Source organism: Bordetella genomosp. 9 (assembly GCF_002261425.1).
In the GTDB taxonomy this organism is placed as follows: domain Bacteria; phylum Pseudomonadota; class Gammaproteobacteria; order Burkholderiales; family Burkholderiaceae_B; genus Bordetella_C.
Genome location: NZ_NEVJ01000003.1, coordinates 829,546 through 854,693, shown reverse-complemented (window position 1 = coordinate 854,693; position 25,148 = coordinate 829,546). Strand labels below are relative to the sequence as shown.

Sequence of the window (25,148 nt, the reverse complement as noted above, 5' to 3'; positions counted from 1 at the left end):
GAGCGGGCGCGTAGGTAGGATGTGATGCGGAACAAATTGAGTGTGAACCTGGCGCTGACGATCGTGCTGGCGCTTTTCGTGACGCTGTTCGTCGCGGCGGGCGCGGCGGCGATCGCCTTGCTGCGCGAGAACCGCGCCTGGGTGGAAGAACTCGGGCGCGACAATATCGAGCGCGCCAGCGAACTGGGTAACGTCAGCAGCGCGGTATTCCAGGCCCGCGCCGCGCTGGTCGATGCCAAGACCTATATGGAAGGCGGCCGTATACCGGAGCGCGACCAGATGGTCGCGGTGGTCGACCGATTCCTGCGCGATGCCCGCCAGGGCGTCGAGCGCCTGCGGGCGCTGCCCTATGCCAATACCGAAGGCAAGCCGCTGTACGACGCCGCCCTGCGGGCCTACGCGAGGCTGGTCGACGATTGCCTGACGCCCATGCGCAAGGCCATCCAGGGCTTCAACGGCGTGGAGGTGAATCGGCTGAACGACCAGGTCCTGCCCGGCGCCGCGGAAGCCTACGTCAAGGCGGAAGGCGCTTTCCAGCGCTACACCCGGGCGCAGGGCGCCGCGGCTATCGCGGAAGTGGCGCATATGCAGGACGCCGCCGTCTATAGCGCGGCGGGCCTGGCCTTGTTCGTGCTGCTGCTGGCCGTCGGCATCCGCGTGGTGCTGCATCGTTCGCTGCTGCGGCCGCTGCGCGAGGCGGGCGGCCATTTCGACCGCATCGCGGACGGCGACCTGACGCAGCCCATCGCGGCGGGCGGGCGGAACGAGATCGGCATCCTGTTTTCCGCAATGAGCCGCATGCAGGGCGGCTTGTCCGGCGCGGTCGGCTCGGTACGCCTGGCGGTGGACGATATCCATTCCGATATGCGCGCGCTGGCGGCCGGCGGCGTCCAGCTGTCCGAGCGCACCGCCGAGCAGGCCGGCATGCTGCAGGAAACGGCGGCCGGCATGTCGACCCTGGCGGTCACGGTGAACGCCACGTCGGAAAACGCCGAGCGCGCCAGCGCCCAGTCGCAGCGCGTCGCGGCGCTGGCGGAGCAGGGCGCGCAGGCGGTGGACCGCGTGGTCGCGCGCATGCAGGATATCGCCGACAGCGCGCGCCGCATCGGCGATATCGTCGGGGTGGTCGACGGCATCGCGTTCCAGACCAATCTGCTGGCCTTGAACGCCGCCGTGGAAGCGGCGCGCGCCGGCGAATCCGGCCGAGGGTTCGCGGTGGTGGCCGGCGAAGTGCGCACGCTGGCGCAGCGCAGCGCCGGCGCCGCGCGCGAAATCAAGTCCTTGATCGCCGGCTCGGCGGATCACGTGGACGCGGGCGTGCGGGAAGTGGGCGCGGCCGGGCAGACCATAGGCGATATGCGCGTGGCGGTCGCGCAGGTCACCGCGCTGGTGCAGGAAATATCGCAGGCCGCCGCCGAACAGGCGGCCGGTATCGGCGCGATGCACGAAGCGATGTCGGGGCTGGACCGCAACACCCAGGAAAACGCCGCGCTGGCGGAAGAAACCGCCGCCGCGGTGGCGGCGCTGGAGGGCCGCGCGGAACGCCTGCGGCAGGCGGTGGAAGTGTTCCGGCTGGCCCGCGCCGGATCGGTGGATACCGCGTCAGCCGCCGGGCGCCAGGTAGGGCTCGACGACGAGCGGAACGTCTCCATGCTTGACCTGGTGCTTCACGCGGGCGGCCGCCGAGGCGATGTCTTCCGGGCGGATGCGCACGCCTGACTGGGGCGAGACGTACAGGGCGCCGATGCTCAGCGTGACGAAGGGGAATGACCGCATGACCCCATAGCGGTCTTCCGCTTCGATCCCGCCGCGCGCGCGGCCTTCGTCGTCGTACAGGTCGATCGCGTTGCGATTGAAGTCGTGGATGATGCGTTCGGCGCGCTCGCGCCAGTCGGCGCTGCGGAACAGGATCACGAAATCGTCGCCGCCCACATGGCCGACGAAATCCCGCTGCGGATCGCAGTGGCTGCGGATGACCGTCGCGCACAGCTGGATCATGTCGTCGCCGCGCCAATAGCCATACACGTCGTTGAACGGTTTGAAGTGGTTCAGGTCGCAATAGCCGGTCACGAACTCCACGCCGCCTTCCAGCAGGCTGCCGATATGCTGGCTGATGGGAATGTTGCCGGGCAGGGAAGTCAGCGGATTCGCGTAGCGCGCGGCTTCGATCCGCATTTCGGTCACCGAGCGCACCAGGGCTTCGCCGGTGCCCAGGCCGTCGTAGTTGCCGTCGCGGGTGATGATGAACCCGTCGACCAGGTAGCGCTGGTCGTCCGACACCAACACATGGCTGAGCTGGTCGATGGAGGCATGCACGTCCACCAGCACCGGTTCGCCGTTCATGAAGGTGGTGCAGCCGTCGCGCCCGAACAGCTCGCGCGTATAGCGCTGTGCGTAGCGGTCGGTGAAGTCGCGGCGGTTGATGATGCCCAGCGGCCGGTTGTCGTCGTCGACCACGGCCACGGCGTGCAGCGACTTGTGTTCGTCGAACAGCCGGTGGACGTCGTCGTTGGTATGGCGGCTGGGCGAGACCGAAGGCGCCTGCACGCGCAGCGTGGCCGCCGTCGCGCCCGGGACGCGGGCCGCGCCGCGCGCGGGCGCACGCTGCTCCAATACCTGGCGCACCTGCGGCGTCACGTCGCCATGCGGGCGCGCCGCGGGATAGCCCAGGAACCAGCCCTGGGCGTAGCGGATGCCCAGGTCGCGGACGACGGCCAGGTCCTCCGCGGTTTCGACGCCTTCGGCGATCGTCGGCGTACCCAGGCATTGCGCCACCGAAAGGACGGCGCGCACCAGCTTCTGCCGCCGCTCGTCCTGCGCGATGCCATGGAAGAAATAGCGGTCTATCTTGACCAGGTCCGGCTGCGCCTCGGACCACAGCTGCAGGCTGCCATGGCCCACGCCGTAGTCGTCCAGCGCCAGCCGCATGCCATGCGCGCGCAGGGCGCGCAGGATGCGGGTCAGCACGCGCATGTCCGGAAAGGCCGGATCGTGCTCGGTCAATTCGATGATGATCCGCCCGGGCTCCAGGGCGCAGCCGTCCAGCAGGCGGGCCGGCATCGCCTCGCCCCATTGCAGCCAGAAATGCAGCAGGGCCGAGGCCGACATGTTCAGGAACAGGTTGCTGCCGGCCGGCGGCTCGGCGTCCTGGAAGGAGCGCATGCCGCTGGTGGCGCTGGCGTGTTCGACCAGCGGATGCACGCCGCGGCGGCGGGCTTCGCCGAACAGCGCCTCCGGCATGTGGAATTCGCTATCGACGGGACCGCGGATCAGGCTCTCGTAGCCGTAGACGCGGCTGTTGGCCAAATCGATCACCGGCTGGTACAGCGCGCTCAGGCGTCCGGACCGCAGGATCTCGTCCAGCAGGCTCAGGGGAGACAGGACGGCGGGAGGGCCGGCAGCCGGGAGAGCGGAAGGAACGGACGCGTGCATGCTTTGGCACCGGGTGAAAACCGCCTAATGGTGAGCGGCGCATATTGCGCAGGCGTTTCAATCTGTGTCTTGCCGCGCGGGCGATACACTACCAGTTTGCTTTGCCACCCGCATCGTTGGTTACAAATCCCATGGCTTCAGACTCAGTACCCGGTATCCGCCGCGTGGTGCTCGCCTCCGGCAACGCCGGCAAGCTGCGTGAATTCTCCGCGCTGTTCGCGCCGCTGGGCATCGAATTGATTCCGCAGGGCCAGCTGGGCGTGCCCGAGGCCCCCGAGCCGCATTGCACGTTCATCGAGAACGCGCTGGAAAAGGCGCGCCACGCCAGCCGGGTGACCGGCCTGCCGGCCCTGGCGGACGATTCCGGCCTGTGCGTGGATGCCCTGGGCGGCGCGCCCGGGGTGTATTCCGCCCGCTATGCCAGCATGAACGGCGGCGAGAAATCCGACGCGGCCAACAACGCCATGCTGGTCCGCGAACTGGCCGGGCAGCCGGACCGCCGCGCCTGTTATATCGCCGTCCTGGCCATGGTGCGCGCGGCCGACGACCCGCGGCCCTTGCTGGGCGAGGGCGTCTGGTACGGCGAAATCGCCGATGCGCCGCGCGGTGAGCACGGTTTCGGCTACGACCCGCATTTCTATCTGCCCGACCTGGGCAAGACGGCCGCCGAACTGGCGCCCGCCGAAAAGAACGCCGTCAGCCACCGCGCGCAGGCCTTGCGCGAGCTGATGGCGAAGTTGCAGCGCGCCGCGCGCTGACGCGCGGCCACACGCCATGCCCATCACCATACCGATCCGGCCGGCCGGCGCCGCCCCCGTACCCGGCCACGCCGCGGCGGCGGGGCTCCTGCGCCCCGGCCTGACCAGCCTGCCGCCCTTGTCCGTTTACGTGCATGTGCCGTGGTGCGTGCGCAAGTGCCCCTATTGCGATTTCAATTCGCACGCGGCCGACGGCGACATCCCGGAACGCGCCTACCTGGACGCCCTGCGCGCCGACCTGGAGCAGGCGCTGCCGCAGATCTGGGGCCGCCAGGTGATCTCGGTGTTCCTGGGCGGCGGCACGCCCAGCCTGCTGTCGGCCGCGGGCCTGGACGAACTGCTGGCGATGCTGCGCGCCTACCTGAACCTGTGGCCGGACGCCGAAATCACCATGGAGGCCAATCCGGGCACGGCCGAGGCCGGCCGCTTCCGGGACTACGCCGCCAGCGGGGTGAACCGGCTGTCGCTGGGCATCCAAAGCTTCGACGACGCGCAGTTGCGCGCGCTGGGCCGCATCCACGACGCCGGCCAGGCTCGCCGGGCGATCGCCATGGCGCAGGCCGCGGTGCCCCGCGTCAACCTGGACCTGATGTTCGCGCTGCCAGGACAGACGCTGCAGGCCTGCCAGGCCGACGTCCGCGAGGCTCTGTCGCATGGCACCGAGCACCTGTCCCTGTACCACCTGACGATGGAGCCGAACACGGTCTTCGCGAAATTCCCGCCCGAACACCTGCCGGACGACGACACGGCGGCCGCCATGCAGGACGAGGTGGAAGCCCTGGCCGCCCAGGCCGGCCTGGCGCGCTACGAGGTATCCGCCTATGCGCGGCCCGGCGCGCGCTGCCGCCACAATGTGAATTATTGGGAATTCGGCGACTATCTGGGCATCGGACCCGGCGCGCACGGCAAACTTTCATTTCACGACCGTATCCTGCGCGAAGCCCGTACCCGCAATCCGGAACGCTGGATGGCCGCCGCGGTGGCGCGCGACGGCTCGCACATCGCCGAGTCGCGCGAAATCGCCGCGGATGAGCTGCCCTTCGAGTTCATGCTGAATGTGCTGCGCCTGAAGGAGGGCGTGCCGGCGACGTATTTCGCCGAGCGCACCGGCGTGTCGCTGGCCGCGATCGCGCACCAACTGGAGGCGGCCACGGGCAAGGGTTTGCTGGACGCCGACCCGACCCGGTTGAAGGCAACGCCTCGCGGTTGGGCGTTCCTCAACGACCTTCAAGCACTGTTTTTGAACTGATGCACCAAAGTAGTTCGTTTCATGCTTCGTGTTTTGCACATAATTGGTGCATTATCCCGCGATCGGTCCAGCAAGGGATGGATCTCCCCGGGATTCCCATGTGAAAACATGGCATGGATGTTGCTTTTTAGCCGAGTGCCAGTCGAGTTGCAGCACTCGACCCTTTATCAACGGAGATGACATGGCAAGTCCTAAAGAAGTCCTGAAACAGATTGCTGACGCGGAAGTCAAGTTCGTCGACTTCCGTTTCACCGACACCGCCGGCCGCGAGCACCACGTGTCGGTGCCGTCCCACGTGATCGACGAAGACAAGTTTGAAAGCGGCCACGCGTTCGACGGCTCCTCGATCCCGGGCTGGAAGGGCATCGAAGCCTCCGACATGCTGCTGATCCCGGACGCCACCACGGCCCGGATCGATCCGTTCATGGAAGAAACCACCCTGATCCTGACCTGCGACGTCGTCGAACCGTCGGACATGAAGGGTTATTCCCGTGATCCCCGCTCGCTGGCCAAGCGCGCCGAAGCCTACCTGAAGGCCTCCGGTATCGGCGACACCGCTTACTTCGGTCCGGAACCGGAATTCTTCGTGTTCGACGGCGTGACGTGGAACACCGACATGTCGGGCACCTTCGTCAAGATCAAGTCGGAAGAAGCGCCCTGGTCCACCGGCGTGGAATTCGAAGGCGGCAACCTGGGTCATCGTCCGCTGGTCAAGGGCGGCTATTTCCCCGTGCCCCCGGTCGACTCCTTCCAGGACATGCGTTCGGAAATGTGCCTGCTGCTCGAACAGCAAGGCGTGCCGGTCGAAGTGCACCACCATGAAGTGGCGGCGCCCGGCCAGCTGGAAATCGGTACCAAGTTCAGCACGCTGGTCCAGCGCGCCGACTGGAACCAGGTCCTGAAGTACGTCGTGCACAACGTGGCGCACGCCTACGGCAAGACCGCCACCTTCATGCCCAAGCCCGTCGTCGGCGACAACGGTTCCGGCATGCACGTGCACCAGTCGATCTGGAAGGACGGCCAGAACCTGTTCGCCGGCAACGGCTACGCCGGCCTGTCCGAGTTCGCGCTGTACTACATCGGCGGCATCATCAAGCATGCCCGCGCGCTGAACGCGATCACCAACCCTGGCACGAACTCCTACAAGCGTCTGGTTCCTCACTTCGAGGCGCCGGTCAAGCTGGCCTACTCGGCGCGCAACCGTTCGGCTTCGATCCGCATTCCGTACGTCGGCAACCCCAAGGGCCGCCGTATCGAAACGCGCTTCCCGGATCCCCTGGCCAACCCGTACCTGGCTTTCTCGGCGCTGATGATGGCCGGCCTGGACGGCGTCCAGAACAAGATCCACCCGGGCGACCCGGCCGACAAGAACCTGTACGACCTGCCGCCGGAAGAAGACGCCAAGATCCCGACCGTTTGCTCGTCGCTGGATCAGGCCTTGGAAGCGCTGGACAAGGATCGCGAGTTCCTGACGCGCGGCGGTGTGTTCACCGACGACATGCTGGACGGCTATCTGGCGTTGAAGGAGCAGGAAGTGCAGCGTCTGCGCATGACGACGCACCCTGTCGAATTCGACATGTACTACAGCCTGTGATCGCCGGCTGAGTTCCCGGGGGCGCGCAGGGGCGGACCGGGGCACCGGTCCGCCTGTACACCGCCCCGGGTGATGAAGATGAATGTAGAAGCCTTTGAACTGCTCGCGACATCGGTACTGCTGGTCGACGAGCGGGGTTGTATCGAATATGCGAATGCGGCGGCCGAGGATCTGCTGGGCCGCTCGCGTCGCCAGCTGACCGGCCAGCCGGCCGAGTCGTTGTTCGACGACCGCGAGGCCATGCATTCGTCGATCGATCTGGCGAAGGCCGGCAATGTCGCCGACGTTCGCCAGATGACGTCGCTGCGACGCGGAGCCGAGTCGGTCGGCGTCGCGGTGACCACCGTCGCCTTGATGGGCCAGCCCTGGCCCGTGCTGATCGAGGTGCGTGAAATCGAACTGCGGGTGACCGCCGACCGCAATCACCGGCTGGTCGACGAGATCGAAACGCACCGGCAGTTGCTGCGCAACCTGGCGCATGAAGTGAAGAATCCGCTGGGGGGCCTGCGTGGCGCCGCCCAATTGCTGGAAGGCGAATTGCCCGATCCGGCGCTGGCGGAATATACCCAGGTGATCATATCGGAGGCCGACCGCCTGCAGGCGCTGGTCGACCGCCTCATCGGGCCGCAGCGCGTACCCCTGAACGCGCGGGCGGTGAATATCCACGAAATCTGCGAACGCGTCAGCGCCCTGATCCAGGCCGAGTTCCGTGACGGCCTGACCATCGTGCGCGACTACGACGCGTCCATGCCCGATCTGCAAGGCGACGCCGCGCGCCTGATGCAGGCCGTGCTGAACGTGGCGCGCAACGCGGCGCAGGAATTGTCCATCCAGCCGGCTGGCGGCGACGCGCCGCCGCCGCAGATCACGCTGCGCACGCGTGTGGCGCGGCGGGTCATGCTGGCCCATCGCCAGCACCGCTTGGCCGCCGTGCTGTCCATTATCGATAACGGTCCCGGTGTGCCGGAACACATCCGCGACCGCATTTTCCATCCGCTCGTTACCGCGCGTCCCGGCGGCACGGGCCTGGGCCTGAGCCTGGCCCAGGACTTCGTGCAGCAGCACGGCGGCATCATCGAATTCGAATCCCGACCCAGGCACACTGAATTCCGCCTGGTCCTGCCGATGGAATCCGCATGAAACCTGTATGGATCGTAGACGATGACCAGGCAATACGCTGGGTCCTGGAAAAGGCCCTGGCGCGGGCCGGCATCAACACCCGCAGCTTCTCCCAGGCCAACGATGTCCTGACGGCGCTCGAAGGCGACGAGCCGGCGGCGCTGGTATCGGACATCCGCATGCCGGGCGGCAACGGCCTGGACCTGCTCAGGCAGATCAAGGAAAGCCATCCCGCGCTGCCCGTCATCGTGATGACGGCCTTCGCGGACCTGGATAGCACTGTATCGGCCTTCCAGGGCGGCGCGTTCGATTACCTGGCCAAGCCCTTCGACGTCAATGAAGCGGTTTCGCTGATCCAGCGGGCGGCGCAGGAGTCGGTGGACGGCCAGGACGGCGAGGCCTCCGGCGCGCAAGCCGAATCGGGCGAACGCTGGATGATGACCCAGTCGGCGTCGCCTGCCATGCAGGAGATCTTCCGCGCCATCGGGCGCCTGGCGCAGTCCAAGGTCACGGTCCTGATCACCGGCGAGTCCGGCACCGGCAAGGAGCTGGTGGCGCGGGCGCTGCACGGCCACGGCGCGCGCGCCAAGGGACCGTTCGTCGCCCTGAACGCCGCGGCGATTCCGCGCGACCTGCTGGAAGCCGAATTGTTCGGCCATGAACGTGGCGCCTTCACCGGCGCCAATACGCTGCGCCGGGGGCGCTTCGAAGAAGCCCACGGCGGCACGCTGTTCCTGGACGAAATCGGCGATATGCCGATCGAATTGCAGACGCGCCTGTTGCGCGTGCTGGCCGAAGGCACGTTCTACCGCGTCGGCGGCGCCCAACCCGTGCGGGTGGACGTGCGCATCGTCGCCGCGACCCACCAGCCGCTGGAGCAGCGCGTCGAACAAGGCCTGTTCCGCGAGGACCTGTTCCATCGCCTGAACGTCATACGCCTGCGCCTGCCGCCTTTGCGCGAACGGGTCGAGGACATCCCCGCGCTGGCGCAGCATTTCCTGACCTTGAGCGCGCGCCAGCTGGGCGTGTCCGCCAAGCGGCTGACGCCCGAGGCGCTGGCCGTGCTGACCCAGTTCGACTTCCCCGGCAACGTGCGCCAGCTGGAGAACTTCTGCCACTGGCTGACCGTGATGGCGCCGGGCCAGACCATCGAGCGCGCCGACCTGCCGCCGGAAATCCGCGCCATGGAAGGCGGCGCGCCGTCGCAGCCGGGCACGCTGCAGCCGGCCACGCCGCGCGTCATATCAGCCGTACCCGCCACGGCGGGAGCGCCGGCCGCGGATGCCTCGCCGCAGAACTGGCAGGAGTCGCTGTTGCGCGATGCGCAGAACCGGCTGGATCGCGGCGAGCCGGCGATCATGGCGACGCTGACGCGGCAGTTCGAGCGGATACTGCTGCAGACGGCCCTGCAGGCCAGCCGCGGGCGGCGTGTCGAAGCCGCGTCGCGCCTGGGCATCGGCCGCAACACCATCACGCGCAAGCTGCGCGATCTCGGGATGGAAGACGAATAGCGGTCGCCGGCGGGACGGCGGGCGCCGTCCATCGCCGGCTTCAGAATAATCACCTTCTCGGTCGGAACCGCGGATGCCAACATGCGCGCCGTTTTTCCAACACCACCGACCATCATGAGAAGGGCATGTCTATCCGTTTGATGCGCAAGGGCTCCGCGCAAGTCCATATGTTCAAGGGCGCCAGCTTCGTCGAGGACCGCGGACAGTATTCGCCGGCGCTGCGATCGGCGCGAACCAACTGCTACCACTTCGAGGACAGTTCCGTGGGCGCCCGGCCACTGGTTCTGATCGGGACCCTGGCCGAAATCAGCGATTTCCTGGCCAACGAATCGCGCTATGGCATCGTGAACAATATCCAGGGCCTGCCGCATATCTACGTCAAGGTGGCGCGCTGCCGGGCCACGGAAAGATTCAGCGATCTTTCCGCCGCGCGGGCGCTGGCCGCCGGCGCCAGCGATTCCGTCAAGACCCTGGCAGGCATCGTCGCCGACCCGGTCGTGGCCCAGGCCACCGGCATCGCCGGCCGCCTGGGCGCCGGCGCCACGCTGGTCGATGCCTTCAAGGGAGCGGCCGATACGGCCATGGCCGTCGATGGGGCGCGCGGCGCCTTCAGGGCCATCTTCGGCATGGGCGGGACGCCGGCGTCGGCCGATGCCCGGTTCTATGTCGAATTCACCCCCATCAAGGGGGACTGGACGGAATGGCTGGGATGCCATCGGGTGAACTTCGGCGCCAACAATGTGGTGCAGGCCGTCGCGATGTCGATGCGCAAGTGCCGTTGATCCGTTTGGCTGCGGTCGTCCTGCCCGCGCCCGTGGTCCTGGCATTGACAGTGGCCGTGGCCGGGCCGTGGCCCTGGCGCCACGCCACGCCGCATCAGCCGCGCGTCGGGTGCCCGGCGGCCGGCGCGTCCACCAGGCTGCCGCGCAGGCGCGGCGATTCCAGCTTCTTCAACCACCATTTCAGCGCTTCGCCCTGCGCCGGCGCGCGCCAGGCGCAAGCCAGGCGTTCGTGCAGGTCGCCGTCGCGGGTGGCCTTTGCCACCAGCAGTCCCTGGTCCAGGTACGGCGCGGCCAGCATCCTGGGTATGTAGCCGCAGCCCACGCCGCGGATCTGCGCGTCTATCTTGGCCTGCATGGTGGGCATGACCACGCGTTGCTGGGTATCCAGCAGGTTGCGCGTCAAGGGGGGCAGGGCGCGCGACGTATCGGCCACCACGACGGCGCAGTGCGCGCCGATGTCCGCCGGCGCCAGCGGCCCGGTGGCCTGGGCCAGCGGGTGGTGCGGCGCCACGCAGAACAGCATATGCACCTCGCCCAGGGGCTGGGTGGCGAAACGCCCGGGAGGCGCCAGCGCGGCATCGCCGCCGATCAGCAGGTCCGCGCGCCCGCCCGCCAGGGTGTCCCAGGTCCCGCTCAGCACTTCGCTGGTGAAGCGCAGCTTGGTGGTGCTGCCGAGCGTCTGGAACTCTTCGATCAGGTCGTACAGCGGCGGCCACGGCAGCACGCCGTTGACGGCGATGCGCAGTTCCAGCTCCCAGCCGGTGGAGATGCGGCGGACGCGGCGGGTCAGGTCTTCCAGCGATTTCAGCAGCAGGCGGCCGTCATCCAGCAGGGCCTGGCCGGCCGGCGTCAGCACGGCGCGATGGCCGCTGCGGTCGAACAGCAATACGTCCAGGCGGTCTTCCAGGCCGCGGATGGCGTAGGTGACGGCCGAGGGCACCTTGCCCATTTCGCGCGCCGCCTTGGCGAAGCTGCCGTGCCGCGCGATCGCGTCGACCAGCAGCAGCAATTCGGGGGTGATCAGCGCGTCGGAAGCCGGCGGCGTAGGGGAGGCGGGCATGGGGAAACCATTCAAATTTATTGAATGATGTCTTCAAAGCGGCTCAGCCGCAAGCCCGGCGCGGGCGCCCACAATGACGTTCATCGACAACGTACACAAGGAGTTCCGCCATGCTTACCCTGCGACGCAGCGAAGAACGCGGCCACGCCGACCACGGCTGGCTGAAGAGCGCCCATACGTTTTCCTTCGCGAACTACTATGACCCGCGCCATATGGGCTTCGGTCCGCTGCGCGTGATCAACGACGACCACATCGCGGCCGGCCGCGGCTTCGGCACGCACGGGCATCGCGATATGGAGATCCTGACCTACGTGCTGGACGGCGCCGTCGCGCACAAGGACAACATGGGCAATGGCTCGACCATCCGTCCCGGCGACGTGCAACGCATGAGCGCCGGGCGCGGCGTGCTGCATTCCGAGTTCAACCCGCAGCCCGACCGCGGCACGCATCTGCTGCAGATCTGGATCGAGCCCAATGCCGTCGGCATCGACCCGGGCTACGAGGAAAAGCGCTTCGAGGAAGCCGACAAGCGCGGACGCCTGCGCCTGGTGGCATCGCCCGACGCGGCGGACGGTTCGGTCCTGATCCATCAGGATGCCCGCCTGTACGTCGGCCTGTTCGACGGCGCTGAAAGCGCCACGCTGCCCCTGGCAAGCGGACGCCGCGCCTGGGTCCACGTGGCGCGCGGCAAGATCACCGTCAATGGCCAGGCCCTGGTCGACGGCGACGCGCTGGCCGTGGAAGACGAAGCCGCCATTTCGCTGGAAAAGGGCGAGGACGCCGAAGTCCTGGTGTTCGACCTGCCCTGACGCCTGTCCCTGCCTGTCCCGCCCGTCCCGCGTTTGCGCGGGGCGGGCGGCGCCCCCCACCCGCGCGCCGACCTGGCGTATCGTGATCATCGTTCCAGGATGGAGAAAACCATGTCCCAGCTCACGCCCCCGTTTCCCGCATCGGTCGAAACCGTGGTGATTCCCCGCACCAGCGATATCGGCAATTTCGAGGTGCGGCGGGCTTTGCCGTCGCGCGAGCGCCGGACCGTCGGTCCCTTCGTATTCCTGGACGAGATGGGCCCCGCCATGCTGGCGGCCGGCGTCGGCATCGACGTGCGGCCGCATCCCCATATCGGCCTGGCGACCGTCACGTACCTGTACGAAGGCGCGATCATGCATCGCGATGGCGCGGGCAATGTGCGCACCATCCTGCCGGGTGAAGTGAACTGGATGACGGCCGGGCGCGGCATCGTGCACTCCGAACGTTCGTCCCCGGAAAGCCGGCAGCAGCCCCAGCGCCTGGCGGGCCTGCAGTCCTGGGTCGCCTTGCCGGCCAGCCTGGAGGAAACCGATCCCGGCTTCGTGCACTACGACCGCGACGCGCAGGCGGTGGCCGAAGGCGAGGGCGTGCGGGCGCAGATCGTCGCCGGCTCGCTGTTCGGCCAGACCTCTTCGGTGCGCACGCTATCGCCGCTGTTCCTGGGCGACGTCGCCATGGAAGCCGGCGCGCGCGTGCAGCTGGACCCGGAATACGAGGAACGCGCGGCCTATGTCGCCCGCGGTGAAGTCGAGATCGACGGTCAACGTTTCGAGGCGGGCCGCCTGGTCGTGTTCGCGCCGGGCAAGGCAGTGACGCTGAAGGCCGCCACCGCCGCGCGCGTGGCGCTGCTGGGCGGCGAGCCGCTGGATGGGCCGCGTTATCTGTGGTGGAACTTCGTTTCCAGCCGCCGCGACCGCATCCACCAGGCGCGCGAGGATTGGGAGCGCGATCGCTTCGGCCAGACCGTGCCGGAAGATACGACCGAGTTCATTCCCGCGCCGCCCTGGGCTCCATTGGCGCCGCTGCCCGGGAGCCGCTAGCGGTCAGCCGTCAGTCGTCAGCCGCGCGCGGCATCGTTGCGCGCCGCGCCCCACCCATGCGGGCCTAGGATCCCGTGCGCAGCGCGCCGCGCGCGTAGGCCGCGGCGCGGCGTTCGGCCAGCGCCTCGCGGCGGATGAAGTCCGCGACAAAAGGCGAGGCCGGATGATGGCGCAGGTTGTAGGGCGTGTCCCATTGCGCGACGCGCCCTTCGCTCATGACGCCGATGCGGTCCGCGATGGCGAAGGCTTCGGCCTGGTCGTGGGTCACCAGGACCGCCGTGTGGCCGGTCTGCTTGAGGATGTCGCGCACTTCGAAAGCCAGGCGTTCGCGCGCGTCGGCATCCAGGTTGGAAAACGGCTCGTCCAGCAGCAGCAGGTCGGGCGAGGGCGCCAGGGCCCGCGCCAGCGCCACGCGCTGCTGCTGCCCGCCCGACAGCTCGTGCGGATAGCTGTCGCCGGCCTGCGCCAGGCCCACCAGTTCCAGCATCTCGGCCACGCGCCGTTCCCGCGCCGCGCGCGCCATGCGGCGCAGGCCGAAGGCGACGTTGCGGCCCACGTTCAGATGCGGAAACAGCGCATAGTCCTGGAACATCATGCCCACGCGCCTTTTTTCCGGCGCCACGCAATGCGTGGGGCTGGACAGCTCGGCGCCATCCAGCAGGATGCGGCCTTCCACCGGCGGTTCGAATCCGGCGATGGCGCGCAGCACGGTCGTCTTGCCGCAGCCGGACGATCCCAGCAGGCAGCCGATATGCCCGCCAGGCAAGGCCAGGCTGAGTCCGTCCACCACCCGGCGGGTGCCGTGCGGGGTGTCGTAGGCCAGGCTCAGGCGGTCGAGTTCGAGTGCCGCGGTCATGCTGTGTCTGTCGTCATGGTGGGGATGCTTGTCCGGTTGCCGCGTGGCGTTGCGCGCGCGCTTCGCGCGCCGGGGCCCGTTCCTGGCCGCGTGCCAGCAGGATGACCGGGATCAGGCCCGCGGCGACGATGGCCAGCGCCGCCACCGCGCCTTCCTCGTAGGTGCCGCGCGCCGCCTCGGCGTACAGCCAGGTCGCCAGGGTGTCGAAATTCATCGGCCTCAACAGCAGCGTGGCCGGCAGTTCTTTCATGGCGTCGACGAACACCAGCAGGGCGGCCGACGCCATCGCCGGGCGCAGCAGCGGCAGATGCACCCGCCGCAACGTGCCGCCGGCGGTTTCGCCCAGCAGGCGGGCGGCCTGTTCCAGCGACGGCGGTATGCGCGCCAGGCCGGCTTCCAGTCCGCCCGAGGCGATGGCCAGGAAGCGGATCGCGTAGGCGCAGACCAGCCCGGCGGACGAGCCCATCAACACCAGGCCGCTGGTGCCAACCGTGGCCGACAAGGCGCTGTCGACCAGGTTGAAGGGCGTCAGCAGCCCGATGGCCAGTACCGTCCCCGGCACCGCGTAGCCCAGGCCGGCCGCGCGCGCATACATGCTCGTCAGGCGGCGCCGGCCGCTTTCCCGGACGGTCCGCGCCGCCCAGGCGACCACGATGCCGCAGGCCAGCGTCAATACGGTCGCGGTCGCCGCGATCGTCACGGTATTGCCGGCGGCGGCCAGCAACTGCCGCGATACGCCGCCGACCAGGTGCAGGCGCTTCTGCGTTTCCCACAGCAGGTACAGGGCCGGCGCGGCAAAGCCCAGCGTGACCGGCAGCGCGCCCAGGCCGGCGGCCAGGGCCGCGCGCCATCCGTGCAGGCGCACCGGTTGCATCGGCCGCATGCGCTGCGCGCCCGCATAGCGCTGGCGGCGGCGCCCATGGCGCTCCAACAGGATCAGCGCAACCACGATGAGCAGCATGGTCAAGGCGATCTGCGCGGCCGAGGCCAGGTCGGAGCGGGTGACCCAGGTGGTGTAGACCGAGACGGTCAATGTCTGCACGCCCAGGAACTCCGACGCGCCGATGTCGTTGAGAGTTTCCAGCAGCGCCAGGCTCAGCCCCACCGCGATGGCCGGACGCGCCATGGGCAGGGCGACGCGCCAGAACGCGGCGAAGCGGCCCGCGCCCAGGGTGCGCGCGGCTTCCATGACGTTGGCCGCCTGGGTCATGAACATCGCCCGGGTGGTCAGGTAGACATAGGGATACAGCGCGCAGCCCAGCACGAAGATCGCGCCGGGCAGGGAGCGCAGTTCGGGCAGGCGGAACTGGCGCGGATTGTCGTAGCCCAGGAGCGCGCGAATGGCGCCCTGGACGGGGCCGATGGGATGCAGCAGATCCAGGTAGGCGAAGGCGACGATGTAGGTGGGCACCGCCAGCGGCAGCAGCAGCGCCCAGCTCAGGACGCGCCGCCCGCGGAATTCATACGCGCTGACCAGCCAGGCGCTGCCGGTGCCCAGCACCGCCGTCACCACACCCACGCCCAGCAGCAGCAGCCCCGTATTGGCGGCCGCTTGCGGCAGGACGTATTGCGCCAGGTGCGACCAGTGGCCGGCATCGCCGCCCCAGGCCTGCCACCCCAGCGCCGCCAGCGGGGCGCATACCACCAGCGCGATCAGTGCCGCGCCCCATGACCAGGCCATCAGTTATCGAAGCCCACCTTGTCGACGAGCTCGCTCGCTTGCTTGCGGTACTTGGCGATGTCCGCCACGGACAGGGAGTCGACCTTGAGCGGACCGAAGCTGGCCACCACCGGGTCCAGCTTGACGCCTTCACGGACCGGGTACTCGTAATTGGCCTGCGCGTACATGGCCTGGGCCGGCGCCGACACCAGGTATTCGAGCAGCTTGACGGCTTCGGCCTTGTGCGGCGCGTGTTTGGCGACGGCGGCGCCGCTGATGTTCACGTGCGTGCCGCCGTCCTTGGCCTTGGCGAAGGTCGGGCGCACGACCTTGATGGCGTCGCCCCACTTGCGCGCGTCGGTGCCGGGCTCGGCGTTCTTCATGTGGCCGACGTAATAGGCGTTCGCGAGGCCGATGTCGCAGATGCCGCCCAGGATGTCGCGCGCCACGTCGCGGTCGCCGCCCGCGGCCTTGCGCGCCAGGTTGGCCTTGACGCCGCGCAGCCATTTTTCCGTGGCCTCGGCGCCGTCATGCGCGATCATGGCCGCGATCAGGCCAGTGTTGTACGGGTGCTGGCCGGCGCGGATGCACACCTTGCCCTTCCACTTGGGATCGGCCAGGTCTTCGTAATGGAAGCTGCTGACGGGCAGGTCCTTTTCCGCGTACAGCACGCGATCGCGCAGCGACAGCGCGTACCAGCTGCCGCCATTGCCGCGCAGGTTGGCGGGCACCACGGATTCCAGCGTCTTCGAAGGCGCGGCCTGGGTGACGCCGCCATCCACCAGATCCAGCAGGTTGCCGATGTCCACGGTCATCAGGACATCCGCTGGCGACTTGTCGCCTTCCGCCTTGACGCGTTCGAGCAGGCCGTCCTTGACGAAGACCGTGTTGACCTTGACGCCGCTTTCCTTGGCGTATGCGTCCAGCAGCGGCTGGATCAGCTTGGGCTCGCGGGTGGTGTAGAGGGTGACTTCTCCGGCGGCCAGGGCCGGGGTGGCGTAGGTGGCGCCGGCAACGCAGAGCGCGCCCAGGATCTTGGACAAGGTGGAACGGTGCAGTTTCATGGTCAGCTCCGGACTAGCCCCCGGCTTCCGCGTGGGCCGGAAGGCTGTTAACGAAAATTATTCTCAGTCAGAGGCTGGGGAAGATAGCAAGAAATCCCTATTTGTTCAACTTTGTGTAAGGTGCCGGCGGGACGTCACCGGTCCAGGCCGAGCGCGGCGGCTTCATTCACCAGGCAGCGCCGAAGCTCCGCGGCGGGCGGGCTCACGCCGCGGTGCCGCGGCCACACCAGGCGCAGCGCCAGATCGTCGACGCGCATCAGGCGGATGGCGGACAGGCCTTGCCGCTGGGCGTAGATCGCGCCCAGGCTTTCGACGATGGCGATCCCGACGCCGGCCGCCACCAGGGCGCACGCGGCGGACGATTGCATGACTTCCACCGTGGGCATATGCGACAGGCCGGCCGCTTCCAGCGCGCGGGCGGTGGCGCGCCCGGCCGGCAGCGCGGTGCCCAGCACGATGGCCTGGTCCCGTACGGCTTCCCGCAGGCTCAATCGCTTGCGCGCCGCCAGCGGATGGTCGGGACGCAGGACGCAGAACAGGCTGAGCGTGCTGAGCACCTGCATATCGACTCTTTCGTCGGGCGACGAACCGATGATGATGCCCAGGTCGATGCGATGGTCCACGGCCATGTCGACGATTTCCAGGGCGGTGCCGGCGCGCATCGTCACCGCCACGTCGGGGTGGCCGCGCCGCAGCCGGGCCAGTGCCGCCGGGAACAGGCTGGACGCCGAAATGGCCACCGCGCCGATCGCCAGGCGCGTGGCGGACCCGTGGCGGATGTCGCGCGCCAGCCGGTCGACGGCTTCGATGCCCGCCAGTGCGTTGAGCACTTCCGGCAACAGGGCGCGGCCCTGGCTGGTCAGTTGCAGGCGGCGGTTTTCACGGCTGAACAGCGCGAAGCCCAGGCGCGTTTCAAGGTCGCGCAGCAGGGCGCTGGCGGCCGGCTGCGCCATGTGGATGGACGCCGCGGCGGCGGTGACGGTCTGGTGCTGGTACATCGCGCGCAGCAGTGCGAGTTCGCGGCGGTTCAACATGCGGGACTCACCATAAGAAAATCATATGAAACCAGACGATCCAGCTATTTGACCACGGATATGCCGGCTGGGAGACTGGCACACCCGAACAACGCCGCGCGATTTCAGGCACTGATGGCAGCCAACCGCATCGTTTCCGTGCAGTGCATTCCCATGCGTCTGCCGTTTCATCACTGGACCTCGCCGCCGCTGTTCGCGGGCCGGCCGCGCGACAGGCTGGACAGCGCGCTGGTGCGGGTGGAAACCGCGGATGGCACGCTGGGTTGGGGCGAGTCCTACTGCGTCGAGCCCCGCGCGATCGTCGCCATAGTGGAGACCCTGATCGCGCCGCTGGCGCAGGGCCGCGACGCCGCCGACGGCACCCTGCTGCCGACGCTGCGGCGCACCTTGCACAACCTGGGCCGTTCGGGGCCGGTGCTGCACGCGATCGCCGGCCTGGACATCGCGCTGTGGGATCTGCGCGGCAAGCGCGCGGGCGTGCCGGTGTACCAGCTGCTGGGCGGCGGCCGGCGCCCGCGCGTCCGCGCCTACGCGTCGCTGCTGCAGTATTACGGCGATGCCGGCCTGCTGGACCGCGTGGTGACGCAGGCGCTGGAAGCGGGCTATACCGAGGTCAAGCTGCATGAGCGTACCGCCGCGGCGGTCGACGCCGCGCGCCGGGCCGCCGGCGCCGGCGTGCCGCTGATGGTCGATACCAACTGCGCCTGGCTGCCCGAAGAGGCGCCCGCGGCGATCGCGGGCATGGCGGCAGCGGCGCCGCTGTGGATAGAGGAACCGCTGTGGCCGCCGGAAGACCATGACGCGCTCGCGCGACTGCAGGCGGACAGCCCGGTGCCGCTGGCTGTTGGCGAAAACGCCAGCAGCGCGTTCGAGCTATCCCGGCTGGTCGAGCGCAATGGCTGCGGATACGTGCAGCCCAGCGTGATCAAGCTGGGCCTGACCGAAGCCTGGGCCGTGTCGCGGCAATGCGAAGGCAGGGCGACGGCATGCGCGCCCCAAGTGGCTTTTTTCGGTCCGGGCTTTCTGGCCAGCCTGCATCTGCTGGCGGCGCAGCGCACCGAGGCCTCGCTGGAACGGCTGTATGTCGAGCTCGCCCACGTCCCTTACGGCGCGACGGCGCCGATCCGGGCGGGTTGGGTCGACGTGCCGGACGCGCCGGGCCTGGGCGCCGAACCGGAAGCCGATCTCGCGGCCGGGCTGTATCGAGGCTGACATATAACAGATAACAGGAGACAGGAATGGATATCTCGCGCAGGAATTGGCTACGCGGCAACGCCTGGGCGTTGGCGGGCATGGCGTTGCCGTGGGCCGCCCGGGCGCAGGGCGGCGCCTATCCCGACAAGCCGGTGCGCCTGATCGTCCCTTATCCGCCAGGCGCGGCGACCGATACGCTGGGCCGTTTCGCGGCGGAGGTCTACGCGAAGGCGTACGGACAGTCGTTCATCGTGGAAAACCGCAGTGGCGGCGGCACGGTGATCGGCACGCGGGCCGTCGCGACGGCTCCCGCGGATGGCTATACCCTGGGCATGGTCGACACCGCTTTCGTCATCAACCCGGGCCTGCTCGGCAGCCGCCTGCAGTACGACACGGCCAAGGACTTCACGCCCATCTCGCTGATGGCGACCGCGCCCTTCGTGCTGGTCGTGCATCCTTCCGTCAAGGCGACGGACATGGCGTCGTTCATCGGATTGGCCAAGGCGGAGCCCGGCGCGCTGTCCTTCGGCTCGGCGGGCGTCGGCAGCGCGCCTCACCTGGCGGGGGAGCAACTGCGCCAGCAGGCGGAGATCAAGGTGATCCACGTGCCGTATCGCGGCGGCGGCACGGTGTTCACCGACCTGTTGGGCGGCCAGATACAGTTCGCCTTCGCCACGGTGCCGACCCTGCTGGAGCACATCAAGGCCGGACGCCTGCGCGCGCTGGCCGTCACCAGTCCGGCGCGCGTGGCCGCCTTGCCCGACGTGCCGACGATGGCGCAGGCGGGCTATCCCGGCATCGATACGGAGCCCTTGTTCGGCCTGGTCGCGCCGGCGGGCGTGCCTGCCGCGATCGTGGACAAGCTGGGCGGCACCCTCTCGTTGTCGGCCAGGCAGGGGGAACTGCGCGACAGGCTGCTGTCGCTGGGCTTCGTGCCCGTGGGCAGTACGCCGGCCGAGTTCGCGACGCGCATCGCCGCCGATATCGCCAAATGGACGGACGTGGTGCAGCGCGGCGACATCAAGCCGGAGTAGGGCGGCTGGGGCATCCGGTTATAAAAATCAGGCGAAACCGTAGGAACGGTTATTTGCTTACAACGAATCTGTCTCGATATAAGGGTTGGAATTGTCTCAGTTGAGAACCTTTATCATCAGAAACAGGTAAAATCGGGTTATCCCTCACTTGTTGGACGGATCCTTTTTCTTCCGTCCGGCGGCCGCGCGCCCTTGACGCTGCCGCGTGTCATCTTCGAACACCTATGGCAGCCTTCAACACCGAGCGCGTCCTGAGCGTGCACCACTGGAACGACACCCTGTTTTCCTTCAAGACCACCCGCGACGCGGCGTTGCGCTTCCATAACGGTCACTTCGTCATGATCGGCCTGGAAGTCGAAGGCAAGCCTTTGCTGCGCGCCTACAGCATCGCCAGCGCGAACTACGAGGAAAACCTGGAATTCCTCAGCATCAAGGTGCCCGACGGCCCCTTGACCTCGCGCCTGCAGCACTTGAAGGAAGGCGACACCATCCTGGTCAGCCGCAAGCCGGTCGGCACGCTGGTGGTCGACGACCTGAAGCCGGGCAAGAACCTGTACCTGTTCGGCACCGGAACCGGCCTGGCGCCGTTCATGAGCATCATCAAGGATCCGGACATCTACGAGCGCTTCGAAAAAGTCGTGCTGGTGCACGGCGTGCGCTGGAAGAGCGAACTGGCCTACGCCGACTACATCCAGAACGAACTGCCTGCCAACGAGTTCTTCGGCGACATGGTCAATGGCAAGCTGATCTACTACCCGACGGTCACCCGCGAGCCTTTCCGCAACCAGGGCCGTATCACGGAACTGGTGGAAAGCGGCAAGCTGTTCGAGGACATCGGCTTGACGCCGCTGCATCCCGACAACGACCGCGCCATGATCTGCGGCAGCCCGCATATGCTGGCCGACATCAGCGCCATGCTGGACAAGCGCGGCTTCACCGTGTCGCCGGGCGTGGGCCAGCCGGGCGACTACGTGGTGGAACGCGCTTTCGTCGATAAGTAAATCGGGCTCAGGCGTCTCCGGCTAGGCGCCCCCGGCTAGGCGCCCCCGGCTGGGCGCGCCCCCGGCTGAACGCGGCCCCGGCGTCCGGCCCCCGGCGCGCGGTACGCGCGCCGGAGCCTCCTGGCTTACTCAGGCTCGATGCCGGCCTGCTTGATGATGGTCTGCCACTTCTTCGATTCGGCTTTCTGGAAGGCCGCCAGCTCCGCCGGCGTGGACGTCTCCGCTTCGGTGCCCGTGGTGGCGTAGAACTGCTTGGCCGGGGCGCCTTCGGTGGCCTTGGTCAGGAGCGTGTGCAGGCGCTTCACCACGTCGGCGGGTGTGCCCGCCGGCGCGTAGGCCGCGAACCAATAACCCATTTCATAGCCTGGCACGCCCGCTTCCGCGATGGTGGGGACGTCCGGCGCCAGCGCCGAACGCTTCAGCGTGGTGACGCCCAGCGCGCGCAGCTTGCCCGATTGCACCTGCGGCAGGCCGGTGGCCATGTCGGTGATCATGGTGCTGATCTGGCCGCCCAGCAGATCGGTCAGGGCCAGCGGATTGCTCTTGTAAGGCACGTGCAGCAGCTTCACGTTGGCCATCTGCTGCAGCAGTTCCCCCGCGATGCGGCTGCTGGAACTGCCGCTGCCGAAACTCAGCTTGCCGGGCTCCTTGCGCGCCATGGCCAGGAATTCGCCCACGGTTTTCGCCGGGAAAGACGGATTCACCACCATGATCTGGCTGCCCTTGCCCAGCAGCGTGATGGGTTCGAAGTCCTTGACCGGATCGTATTGCAGCCGCTTGTACAGATGCTCGTTGGCGGCGTGCGTGGTGTTGGTGGTGATCAGCACGCGATAGCCGTCGGGCTTGGCGCGCGCCACGTCCTGGGCGCCTATCATCGCGCTGGCGCCCGGCTTGTCCTCGATCACCACGGCCTGGCCGGTCTGTTCCGTCACGCCTTGCGCCAGGGCGCGCGCGATCTGGTCGGTCGCGCTGCCGGCGGCGAAGGGCACCACGAAGGTGATGGGCCGGCTGGGAAATTCGTCGGCGGTGGCCGCCAGCGGCACGCATGCGGCGGCGAGCCAGGCCGCCCAAACGGGCAGGGCGCGGATTTTCATTTTTCGTCTCCTCGATTATTCGCGGTATTCAAGCGGCGGGCGGCGCTGCGCGCATTGCCTGCGTGTTTGCCCGCGCGTCGTGTGGGCGCGCCGCCGTTCTTCGCGGCCACTATAGGTAGCCGTCGTTGATCCGTAAAATAGAAATAGCAAATTGATTGATAGATAGACCGGATCAATCCACTGGCCATACGCCCGGCGTGAAGTAATCCTCCCGTTTGCCACATGGACCGGGACTTTCACGGTAGCCTATGGCTGATTAAACTTCGATAGAAGTTTTCCTATGTTTCCGCCACGGAGCCGCCCCATGAACAAGCAGATCATCCACACCCAGGACGCCCCCAAGGCCGTTGGCCCTTACTCGCAGGCCGTCGCCGTCAGTGGCTCGAAGACGATTTACCTGTCCGGCCAGATCGGCCTGGAACCCCATAGCGGCGAACTGGTGTCCGAGAGCTTCGAGGCCCAGGTCAAGCAGGCCTTCGCCAATATGCTCGCCGTGGTGCAGGCCGCCGGCGGCGCCAAGGAAAACGTGGTCAAGCTGACCTTGTTCCTGACCGACCTGGGCAAGTTCGCGACCGTCAATACCATCATGTCCGATGTCTTCCCCGAACCGTATCCGGCGCGCTCGACCGTCGGGGTGGCCAGCCTGCCCAAGGGCGCGCAGTTCGAAGTGGAAGCCATCGTCGTCCTGTAAGCGCGGCTACCCGTTGTTCCCACGCTGATCGCCAGCCACGTCACCATGCCTGCCGCCACGGCCCCGGGCAAGACACGCGCAGCCGTCGACAAGGCGCCGGCGGCGGCCGCCGACGCCACCACGCGGCGACTGCACGCGCTGGGCCTGGTCGAGCCGGCCGACCTGATCCTGCACCTGCCGCTGCGCTACGAGGACGAGACCCGCATCACGTCCATCGCAGCGCTGCGTCCCGGCTATGCGGCGCAGGTGGAAGGCGAGATCACCGGCAGCGAAGTGCAGTACCGGCCGCGCCGCCAACTGACGGCGAAGATCGCGGACGACAGCGGCGAGCTGCAGCTGCGCTGGCTCAATTTCTATCCCAGCCAGCAGCGCCAGCTGACCGTGGGGCGGCGGTTGCGGGCGCGCGGCGAAGTGCGTGGCGGCCTGTTCGGGCGCGAAATGGTGCATCCGCGCATGACCAGCGCCGACGCGCCGCTGGCCGACGCGCTGACGCCGGTCTATCCCACCACGGAAGGCCTGCCGCAACCGGTGCTGCGCAAGGCCATCGCGCAAGCCCTGGCGCAGGCCGACCTGGCCGATACGCTGCCGGCCGCGGTGCGCGAGCGCTACGATCTGGCGCCATTCGGGGAATCCATCCATATCCTGCATGCGCCGCCGCCCGGCGTGTCCGAGCACGAACTGGTGGAACGTGCCCACCCGGCATGGCGCCGCATCAAGTTCGACGAACTGCTGGCCCAGCAGCTGTCGCTGGCCGCGGCGCGGGCGGCGCGGCGCTCGCACAAGGCGCCGCCGCTGCCCTTGTCGGGCGACGCCCAGGGCCTGACGGCCCGGCTGTACAAGGCGCTGCCGTTCGCCCTGACCGGCGCGCAGCAGCGTGTGGTGGCCGAAATCGCCGCCGACCTGGGCCGGCCTTTTCCCATGCACCGCCTGCTGCAGGGCGACGTCGGCAGCGGCAAGACCGTGGTCGCGGCCCTGGCCGCGGCGCAGGCGATGGAAGCGGGCTTCCAGGTCGCCATGATGGCGCCGACGGAAATCCTGGCCGAACAGCATTTCCGCAAGCTCGTGGATTGGCTGGAACCGCTGGGCGTGCGCGTCGCCTGGCTGAGCGGCAGCGTCGGCGCCAAGGCCCGGCGCGAGGCCGCCGCGGCCGCCGCCGACGGCAGCGTCCAGCTGGTGGTGGGAACGCAGGCGCTGATACAGGACAACATCGCTTTCCATCGCCTGGGGCTGTCCATCGTCGACGAACAGCATCGCTTCGGCGTGGGCCAGCGGCTGGCGCTGAACCGCAAGGGCGAGACGGCGCGCGGCCGCATCGTGCCGCATCAGCTGAACATGAGCGCGACTCCCATCCCGCGCACGCTCGCCATGACCTTCTTCGCCGATCTGGACGTGTCGGTAATCGACGAACTGCCCCCCGGCCGCACGCCGGTCGTCACCAAGCTGGTCGCCGACGGCCGCCGTGAAGAGGTCATCGCCCACATCGCCCAGGCCGCCCGCGGCGGGCGGCAGGCCTATTGGGTCTGCCCGCTGGTCGAGGAAAGCGAAGCGCTGGAATTGCAGACCGCCGTGGATACCTACGAGGCCATGCGCGTGGACCTGCCCGACCTGCGCATCGGCCTGGTGCACGGAAGGCTGGCCCAGAACGAGAAGGCCGAGGTCATGCAGGCCTTCCGTGAAGGCCGCATCGACGTGCTGGTGGCGACCACGGTGATCGAGGTGGGCGTGGACGTGCCCAATGCTTCCTTGATGGTGATCGAGCATGCCGAACGCTTCGGCCTGGCGCAATTGCATCAACTGCGCGGCCGGGTCGGGCGCGGCACCGCCGAATCGGTCTGCGTGCTGCTGTACCAGGCGCCCCTGTCGCGCATCGCGCGCGAACGCCTCCGCGCCATGTTCGAAACCGCCGATGGTTTCGAAATCGCGCGGCGCGATCTGCTGCAGCGCGGGCCGGGCGAATTCCTGGGGACGCGCCAATCCGGCCTGGCGCTGCTGCGTTTCGCCGATATCGAACTGGACGCGGCCATCGCCGAACAGGCCCGCGAGGCCGCGGCCTGGCTGCGCAAGGACCATCCGGACGCGGTCCAGGCGCACCTGGCGCGCTGGATGCGCGGCCGGGAAGATTTCCTGCGTACGTGAAGATCGAGACCAACGAGCCGCGCAACCGG

21 protein-coding genes are annotated in these 25,148 nt (G+C 68.2%); 14 read left to right on the top strand and 7 right to left on the bottom strand.

The window, feature by feature from the left end; genetic code table 11:
* Nucleotides 1-24: 24 nt before the first annotated feature.
* Nucleotides 25-1,719 (top strand): methyl-accepting chemotaxis protein, encoded by a 1,695-nt coding sequence (locus CAL26_RS15025; RefSeq protein ID WP_094847683.1) that lies wholly within the window; start codon nt 25-27, stop codon nt 1,717-1,719.
* Here CAL26_RS15025 and CAL26_RS15020 read toward each other — a convergent pair.
* Nucleotides 1,603-3,432, bottom strand: a complete 1,830-nt coding sequence (locus tag CAL26_RS15020) for an EAL domain-containing protein (RefSeq protein WP_094847682.1) — start codon at nt 3,430-3,432, stop codon at nt 1,603-1,605. The two genes, CAL26_RS15025 and CAL26_RS15020, sit on opposite strands and share 117 nt — an antisense overlap.
* A 131-nt stretch (nt 3,433-3,563) precedes the next feature.
* Here CAL26_RS15020 and rdgB point away from each other — a divergent pair, with 131 nt between their 5' ends.
* The 6 genes from rdgB to CAL26_RS14990 all read left to right on the top strand — a co-directional run bounded on the left by rdgB (nt 3,564) and on the right by CAL26_RS14990 (nt 10,445).
* Nucleotides 3,564-4,190, top strand: coding sequence for an RdgB/HAM1 family non-canonical purine NTP pyrophosphatase (gene rdgB / locus CAL26_RS15015; protein WP_094847681.1), 627 nt, complete (start codon nt 3,564-3,566; stop codon nt 4,188-4,190).
* Nucleotides 4,191-4,206: 16 nt separating this feature from the next.
* The gene (hemW, locus tag CAL26_RS15010) at nt 4,207-5,439 is read left to right on the top strand and encodes a radical SAM family heme chaperone HemW (protein ID WP_094847680.1); all 1,233 of its coding nucleotides are present in this window, start codon (nt 4,207-4,209) and stop codon (nt 5,437-5,439) included.
* Between the two features lie 181 nt (nt 5,440-5,620).
* The gene (glnA, locus tag CAL26_RS15005) at nt 5,621-7,033 is read left to right on the top strand and encodes a type I glutamate--ammonia ligase (RefSeq protein WP_094847679.1); all 1,413 of its coding nucleotides are present in this window, start codon (nt 5,621-5,623) and stop codon (nt 7,031-7,033) included.
* 78 nt (nt 7,034-7,111) lie between these two features.
* Complete coding sequence (gene glnL, locus CAL26_RS15000) at nt 7,112-8,173, top strand: nitrogen regulation protein NR(II) (RefSeq protein ID WP_094849891.1); 1,062 nt, start codon at nt 7,112-7,114, stop codon at nt 8,171-8,173.
* Entirely contained in the window at nt 8,170-9,663 is a 1,494-nt protein-coding gene (ntrC, locus tag CAL26_RS14995) for a nitrogen regulation protein NR(I) (RefSeq protein ID WP_094847678.1), read from the top strand. Before glnL ends, ntrC begins: the two co-directional genes overlap by 4 nt.
* Nucleotides 9,664-9,788: 125 nt before the next feature.
* Complete coding sequence (locus CAL26_RS14990) at nt 9,789-10,445, top strand: hypothetical protein (RefSeq protein WP_143277438.1); 657 nt, start codon at nt 9,789-9,791, stop codon at nt 10,443-10,445.
* Nucleotides 10,446-10,539: 94 nt separating this feature from the next.
* Here the strand turns inward: CAL26_RS14990 and CAL26_RS14985 are convergent, their stop codons facing one another.
* A complete protein-coding gene (locus CAL26_RS14985) occupies nt 10,540-11,505 on the bottom strand; it encodes a LysR family transcriptional regulator (RefSeq protein WP_094847676.1) in 966 nt (321 codons plus the stop codon).
* 110 nt (nt 11,506-11,615) lie between these two features.
* Here CAL26_RS14985 and CAL26_RS14980 point away from each other — a divergent pair, with 110 nt between their 5' ends.
* Both CAL26_RS14980 and CAL26_RS14975 read left to right on the top strand, forming a co-directional pair.
* The gene (locus CAL26_RS14980) at nt 11,616-12,314 is read left to right on the top strand and encodes a pirin family protein (RefSeq protein WP_094847675.1); all 699 of its coding nucleotides are present in this window, start codon (nt 11,616-11,618) and stop codon (nt 12,312-12,314) included.
* 111 nt (nt 12,315-12,425) lie between these two features.
* On the top strand, nt 12,426-13,355 hold the full coding sequence (locus CAL26_RS14975) for a pirin family protein (RefSeq protein WP_094847674.1): 930 nt from the start codon (nt 12,426-12,428) through the stop codon (nt 13,353-13,355).
* 64 nt (nt 13,356-13,419) lie between these two features.
* On the opposite strand, the gene CAL26_RS14970 is transcribed toward CAL26_RS14975, so the two are convergent.
* The 4 genes from CAL26_RS14970 to CAL26_RS14955 all read right to left on the bottom strand — a co-directional run bounded on the left by CAL26_RS14970 (nt 13,420) and on the right by CAL26_RS14955 (nt 17,969).
* The gene (locus CAL26_RS14970) at nt 13,420-14,211 is read right to left on the bottom strand and encodes an ABC transporter ATP-binding protein (RefSeq protein ID WP_094847673.1); all 792 of its coding nucleotides are present in this window, start codon (nt 14,209-14,211) and stop codon (nt 13,420-13,422) included.
* A gap of 13 nt (nt 14,212-14,224) precedes the next feature.
* Entirely contained in the window at nt 14,225-15,892 is a 1,668-nt protein-coding gene (locus CAL26_RS14965; protein ID WP_094847672.1) for an ABC transporter permease, read from the bottom strand.
* Entirely contained in the window at nt 15,892-16,935 is a 1,044-nt protein-coding gene (locus tag CAL26_RS14960) for a Fe(3+) ABC transporter substrate-binding protein (protein WP_094847671.1), read from the bottom strand. Before CAL26_RS14960 ends, CAL26_RS14965 begins: the two co-directional genes overlap by 1 nt.
* Before the next feature lie 134 nt (nt 16,936-17,069).
* Nucleotides 17,070-17,969, bottom strand: a complete 900-nt coding sequence (locus tag CAL26_RS14955; protein ID WP_094847670.1) for a LysR family transcriptional regulator — start codon at nt 17,967-17,969, stop codon at nt 17,070-17,072.
* A gap of 153 nt (nt 17,970-18,122) precedes the next feature.
* Between CAL26_RS14955 and CAL26_RS14950 the strand changes: the two genes are divergently transcribed.
* The 3 genes from CAL26_RS14950 to CAL26_RS14940 all read left to right on the top strand — a co-directional run bounded on the left by CAL26_RS14950 (nt 18,123) and on the right by CAL26_RS14940 (nt 21,198).
* A complete protein-coding gene (locus tag CAL26_RS14950; RefSeq protein WP_256988446.1) occupies nt 18,123-19,181 on the top strand; it encodes a mandelate racemase/muconate lactonizing enzyme family protein in 1,059 nt (352 codons plus the stop codon).
* A gap of 26 nt (nt 19,182-19,207) precedes the next feature.
* Complete coding sequence (locus CAL26_RS14945) at nt 19,208-20,197, top strand: Bug family tripartite tricarboxylate transporter substrate binding protein (RefSeq protein ID WP_094847668.1); 990 nt, start codon at nt 19,208-19,210, stop codon at nt 20,195-20,197.
* Between the two features lie 224 nt (nt 20,198-20,421).
* Nucleotides 20,422-21,198: a ferredoxin--NADP reductase gene (locus CAL26_RS14940; RefSeq protein ID WP_094847667.1), complete on the top strand. Its 777-nt coding sequence runs from the start codon at nt 20,422-20,424 to the stop codon at nt 21,196-21,198.
* A gap of 125 nt (nt 21,199-21,323) precedes the next feature.
* Here the strand turns inward: CAL26_RS14940 and CAL26_RS14935 are convergent, their stop codons facing one another.
* The gene (locus CAL26_RS14935) at nt 21,324-22,292 is read right to left on the bottom strand and encodes a Bug family tripartite tricarboxylate transporter substrate binding protein (protein ID WP_094847666.1); all 969 of its coding nucleotides are present in this window, start codon (nt 22,290-22,292) and stop codon (nt 21,324-21,326) included.
* A gap of 304 nt (nt 22,293-22,596) precedes the next feature.
* On the opposite strand from CAL26_RS14935, the gene CAL26_RS14930 reads away from it, so the two are divergent.
* The gene (locus CAL26_RS14930; protein ID WP_094847665.1) at nt 22,597-22,983 is read left to right on the top strand and encodes a Rid family detoxifying hydrolase; all 387 of its coding nucleotides are present in this window, start codon (nt 22,597-22,599) and stop codon (nt 22,981-22,983) included.
* A gap of 45 nt (nt 22,984-23,028) precedes the next feature.
* Entirely contained in the window at nt 23,029-25,119 is a 2,091-nt protein-coding gene (recG, locus tag CAL26_RS14925) for an ATP-dependent DNA helicase RecG (RefSeq protein WP_094847664.1), read from the top strand.
* The last annotated feature ends 29 nt before the right edge of the window (nt 25,120-25,148 follow it).

Excerpts from the sequence above, each read along its gene's own strand:
- CAL26_RS14970 (WP_094847673.1), bottom strand. The coding sequence starts at position 14,211 with ATGACCGCGGCACTCGAACTCGACCGCCTGAGCCTGGCCTACGACACC.
- glnL (WP_094849891.1), top strand. The coding sequence starts at position 7,112 with ATGAATGTAGAAGCCTTTGAACTGCTCGCGACATCGGTACTGCTGGTC.
- CAL26_RS14985 (WP_094847676.1), bottom strand. The coding sequence starts at position 11,505 with ATGCCCGCCTCCCCTACGCCGCCGGCTTCCGACGCGCTGATCACCCCC.
- CAL26_RS14980 (WP_094847675.1), top strand. The coding sequence starts at position 11,616 with ATGCTTACCCTGCGACGCAGCGAAGAACGCGGCCACGCCGACCACGGC.
- CAL26_RS14940 (WP_094847667.1), top strand. The coding sequence starts at position 20,422 with ATGGCAGCCTTCAACACCGAGCGCGTCCTGAGCGTGCACCACTGGAAC.
- rdgB (WP_094847681.1), top strand. The coding sequence starts at position 3,564 with ATGGCTTCAGACTCAGTACCCGGTATCCGCCGCGTGGTGCTCGCCTCC.
- glnA (WP_094847679.1), top strand. The coding sequence starts at position 5,621 with ATGGCAAGTCCTAAAGAAGTCCTGAAACAGATTGCTGACGCGGAAGTC.
- CAL26_RS15020 (WP_094847682.1), bottom strand. The coding sequence starts at position 3,432 with ATGCACGCGTCCGTTCCTTCCGCTCTCCCGGCTGCCGGCCCTCCCGCC.
- CAL26_RS14955 (WP_094847670.1), bottom strand. The coding sequence starts at position 17,969 with ATGTTGAACCGCCGCGAACTCGCACTGCTGCGCGCGATGTACCAGCAC.
- CAL26_RS14965 (WP_094847672.1), bottom strand. The coding sequence starts at position 15,892 with ATGGCCTGGTCATGGGGCGCGGCACTGATCGCGCTGGTGGTATGCGCC.
- CAL26_RS14945 (WP_094847668.1), top strand. The coding sequence starts at position 19,208 with ATGGATATCTCGCGCAGGAATTGGCTACGCGGCAACGCCTGGGCGTTG.
- recG (WP_094847664.1), top strand. The coding sequence starts at position 23,029 with ATGCCTGCCGCCACGGCCCCGGGCAAGACACGCGCAGCCGTCGACAAG.
- CAL26_RS14930 (WP_094847665.1), top strand. The coding sequence starts at position 22,597 with ATGAACAAGCAGATCATCCACACCCAGGACGCCCCCAAGGCCGTTGGC.
- CAL26_RS15025 (WP_094847683.1), top strand. The coding sequence starts at position 25 with ATGCGGAACAAATTGAGTGTGAACCTGGCGCTGACGATCGTGCTGGCG.
- CAL26_RS14950 (WP_256988446.1), top strand. The coding sequence starts at position 18,123 with ATGCGTCTGCCGTTTCATCACTGGACCTCGCCGCCGCTGTTCGCGGGC.
- CAL26_RS14990 (WP_143277438.1), top strand. The coding sequence starts at position 9,789 with ATGTCTATCCGTTTGATGCGCAAGGGCTCCGCGCAAGTCCATATGTTC.
- CAL26_RS14935 (WP_094847666.1), bottom strand. The coding sequence starts at position 22,292 with ATGAAAATCCGCGCCCTGCCCGTTTGGGCGGCCTGGCTCGCCGCCGCA.
- CAL26_RS14975 (WP_094847674.1), top strand. The coding sequence starts at position 12,426 with ATGTCCCAGCTCACGCCCCCGTTTCCCGCATCGGTCGAAACCGTGGTG.
- CAL26_RS14960 (WP_094847671.1), bottom strand. The coding sequence starts at position 16,935 with ATGAAACTGCACCGTTCCACCTTGTCCAAGATCCTGGGCGCGCTCTGC.
- ntrC (WP_094847678.1), top strand. The coding sequence starts at position 8,170 with ATGAAACCTGTATGGATCGTAGACGATGACCAGGCAATACGCTGGGTC.
- hemW (WP_094847680.1), top strand. The coding sequence starts at position 4,207 with ATGCCCATCACCATACCGATCCGGCCGGCCGGCGCCGCCCCCGTACCC.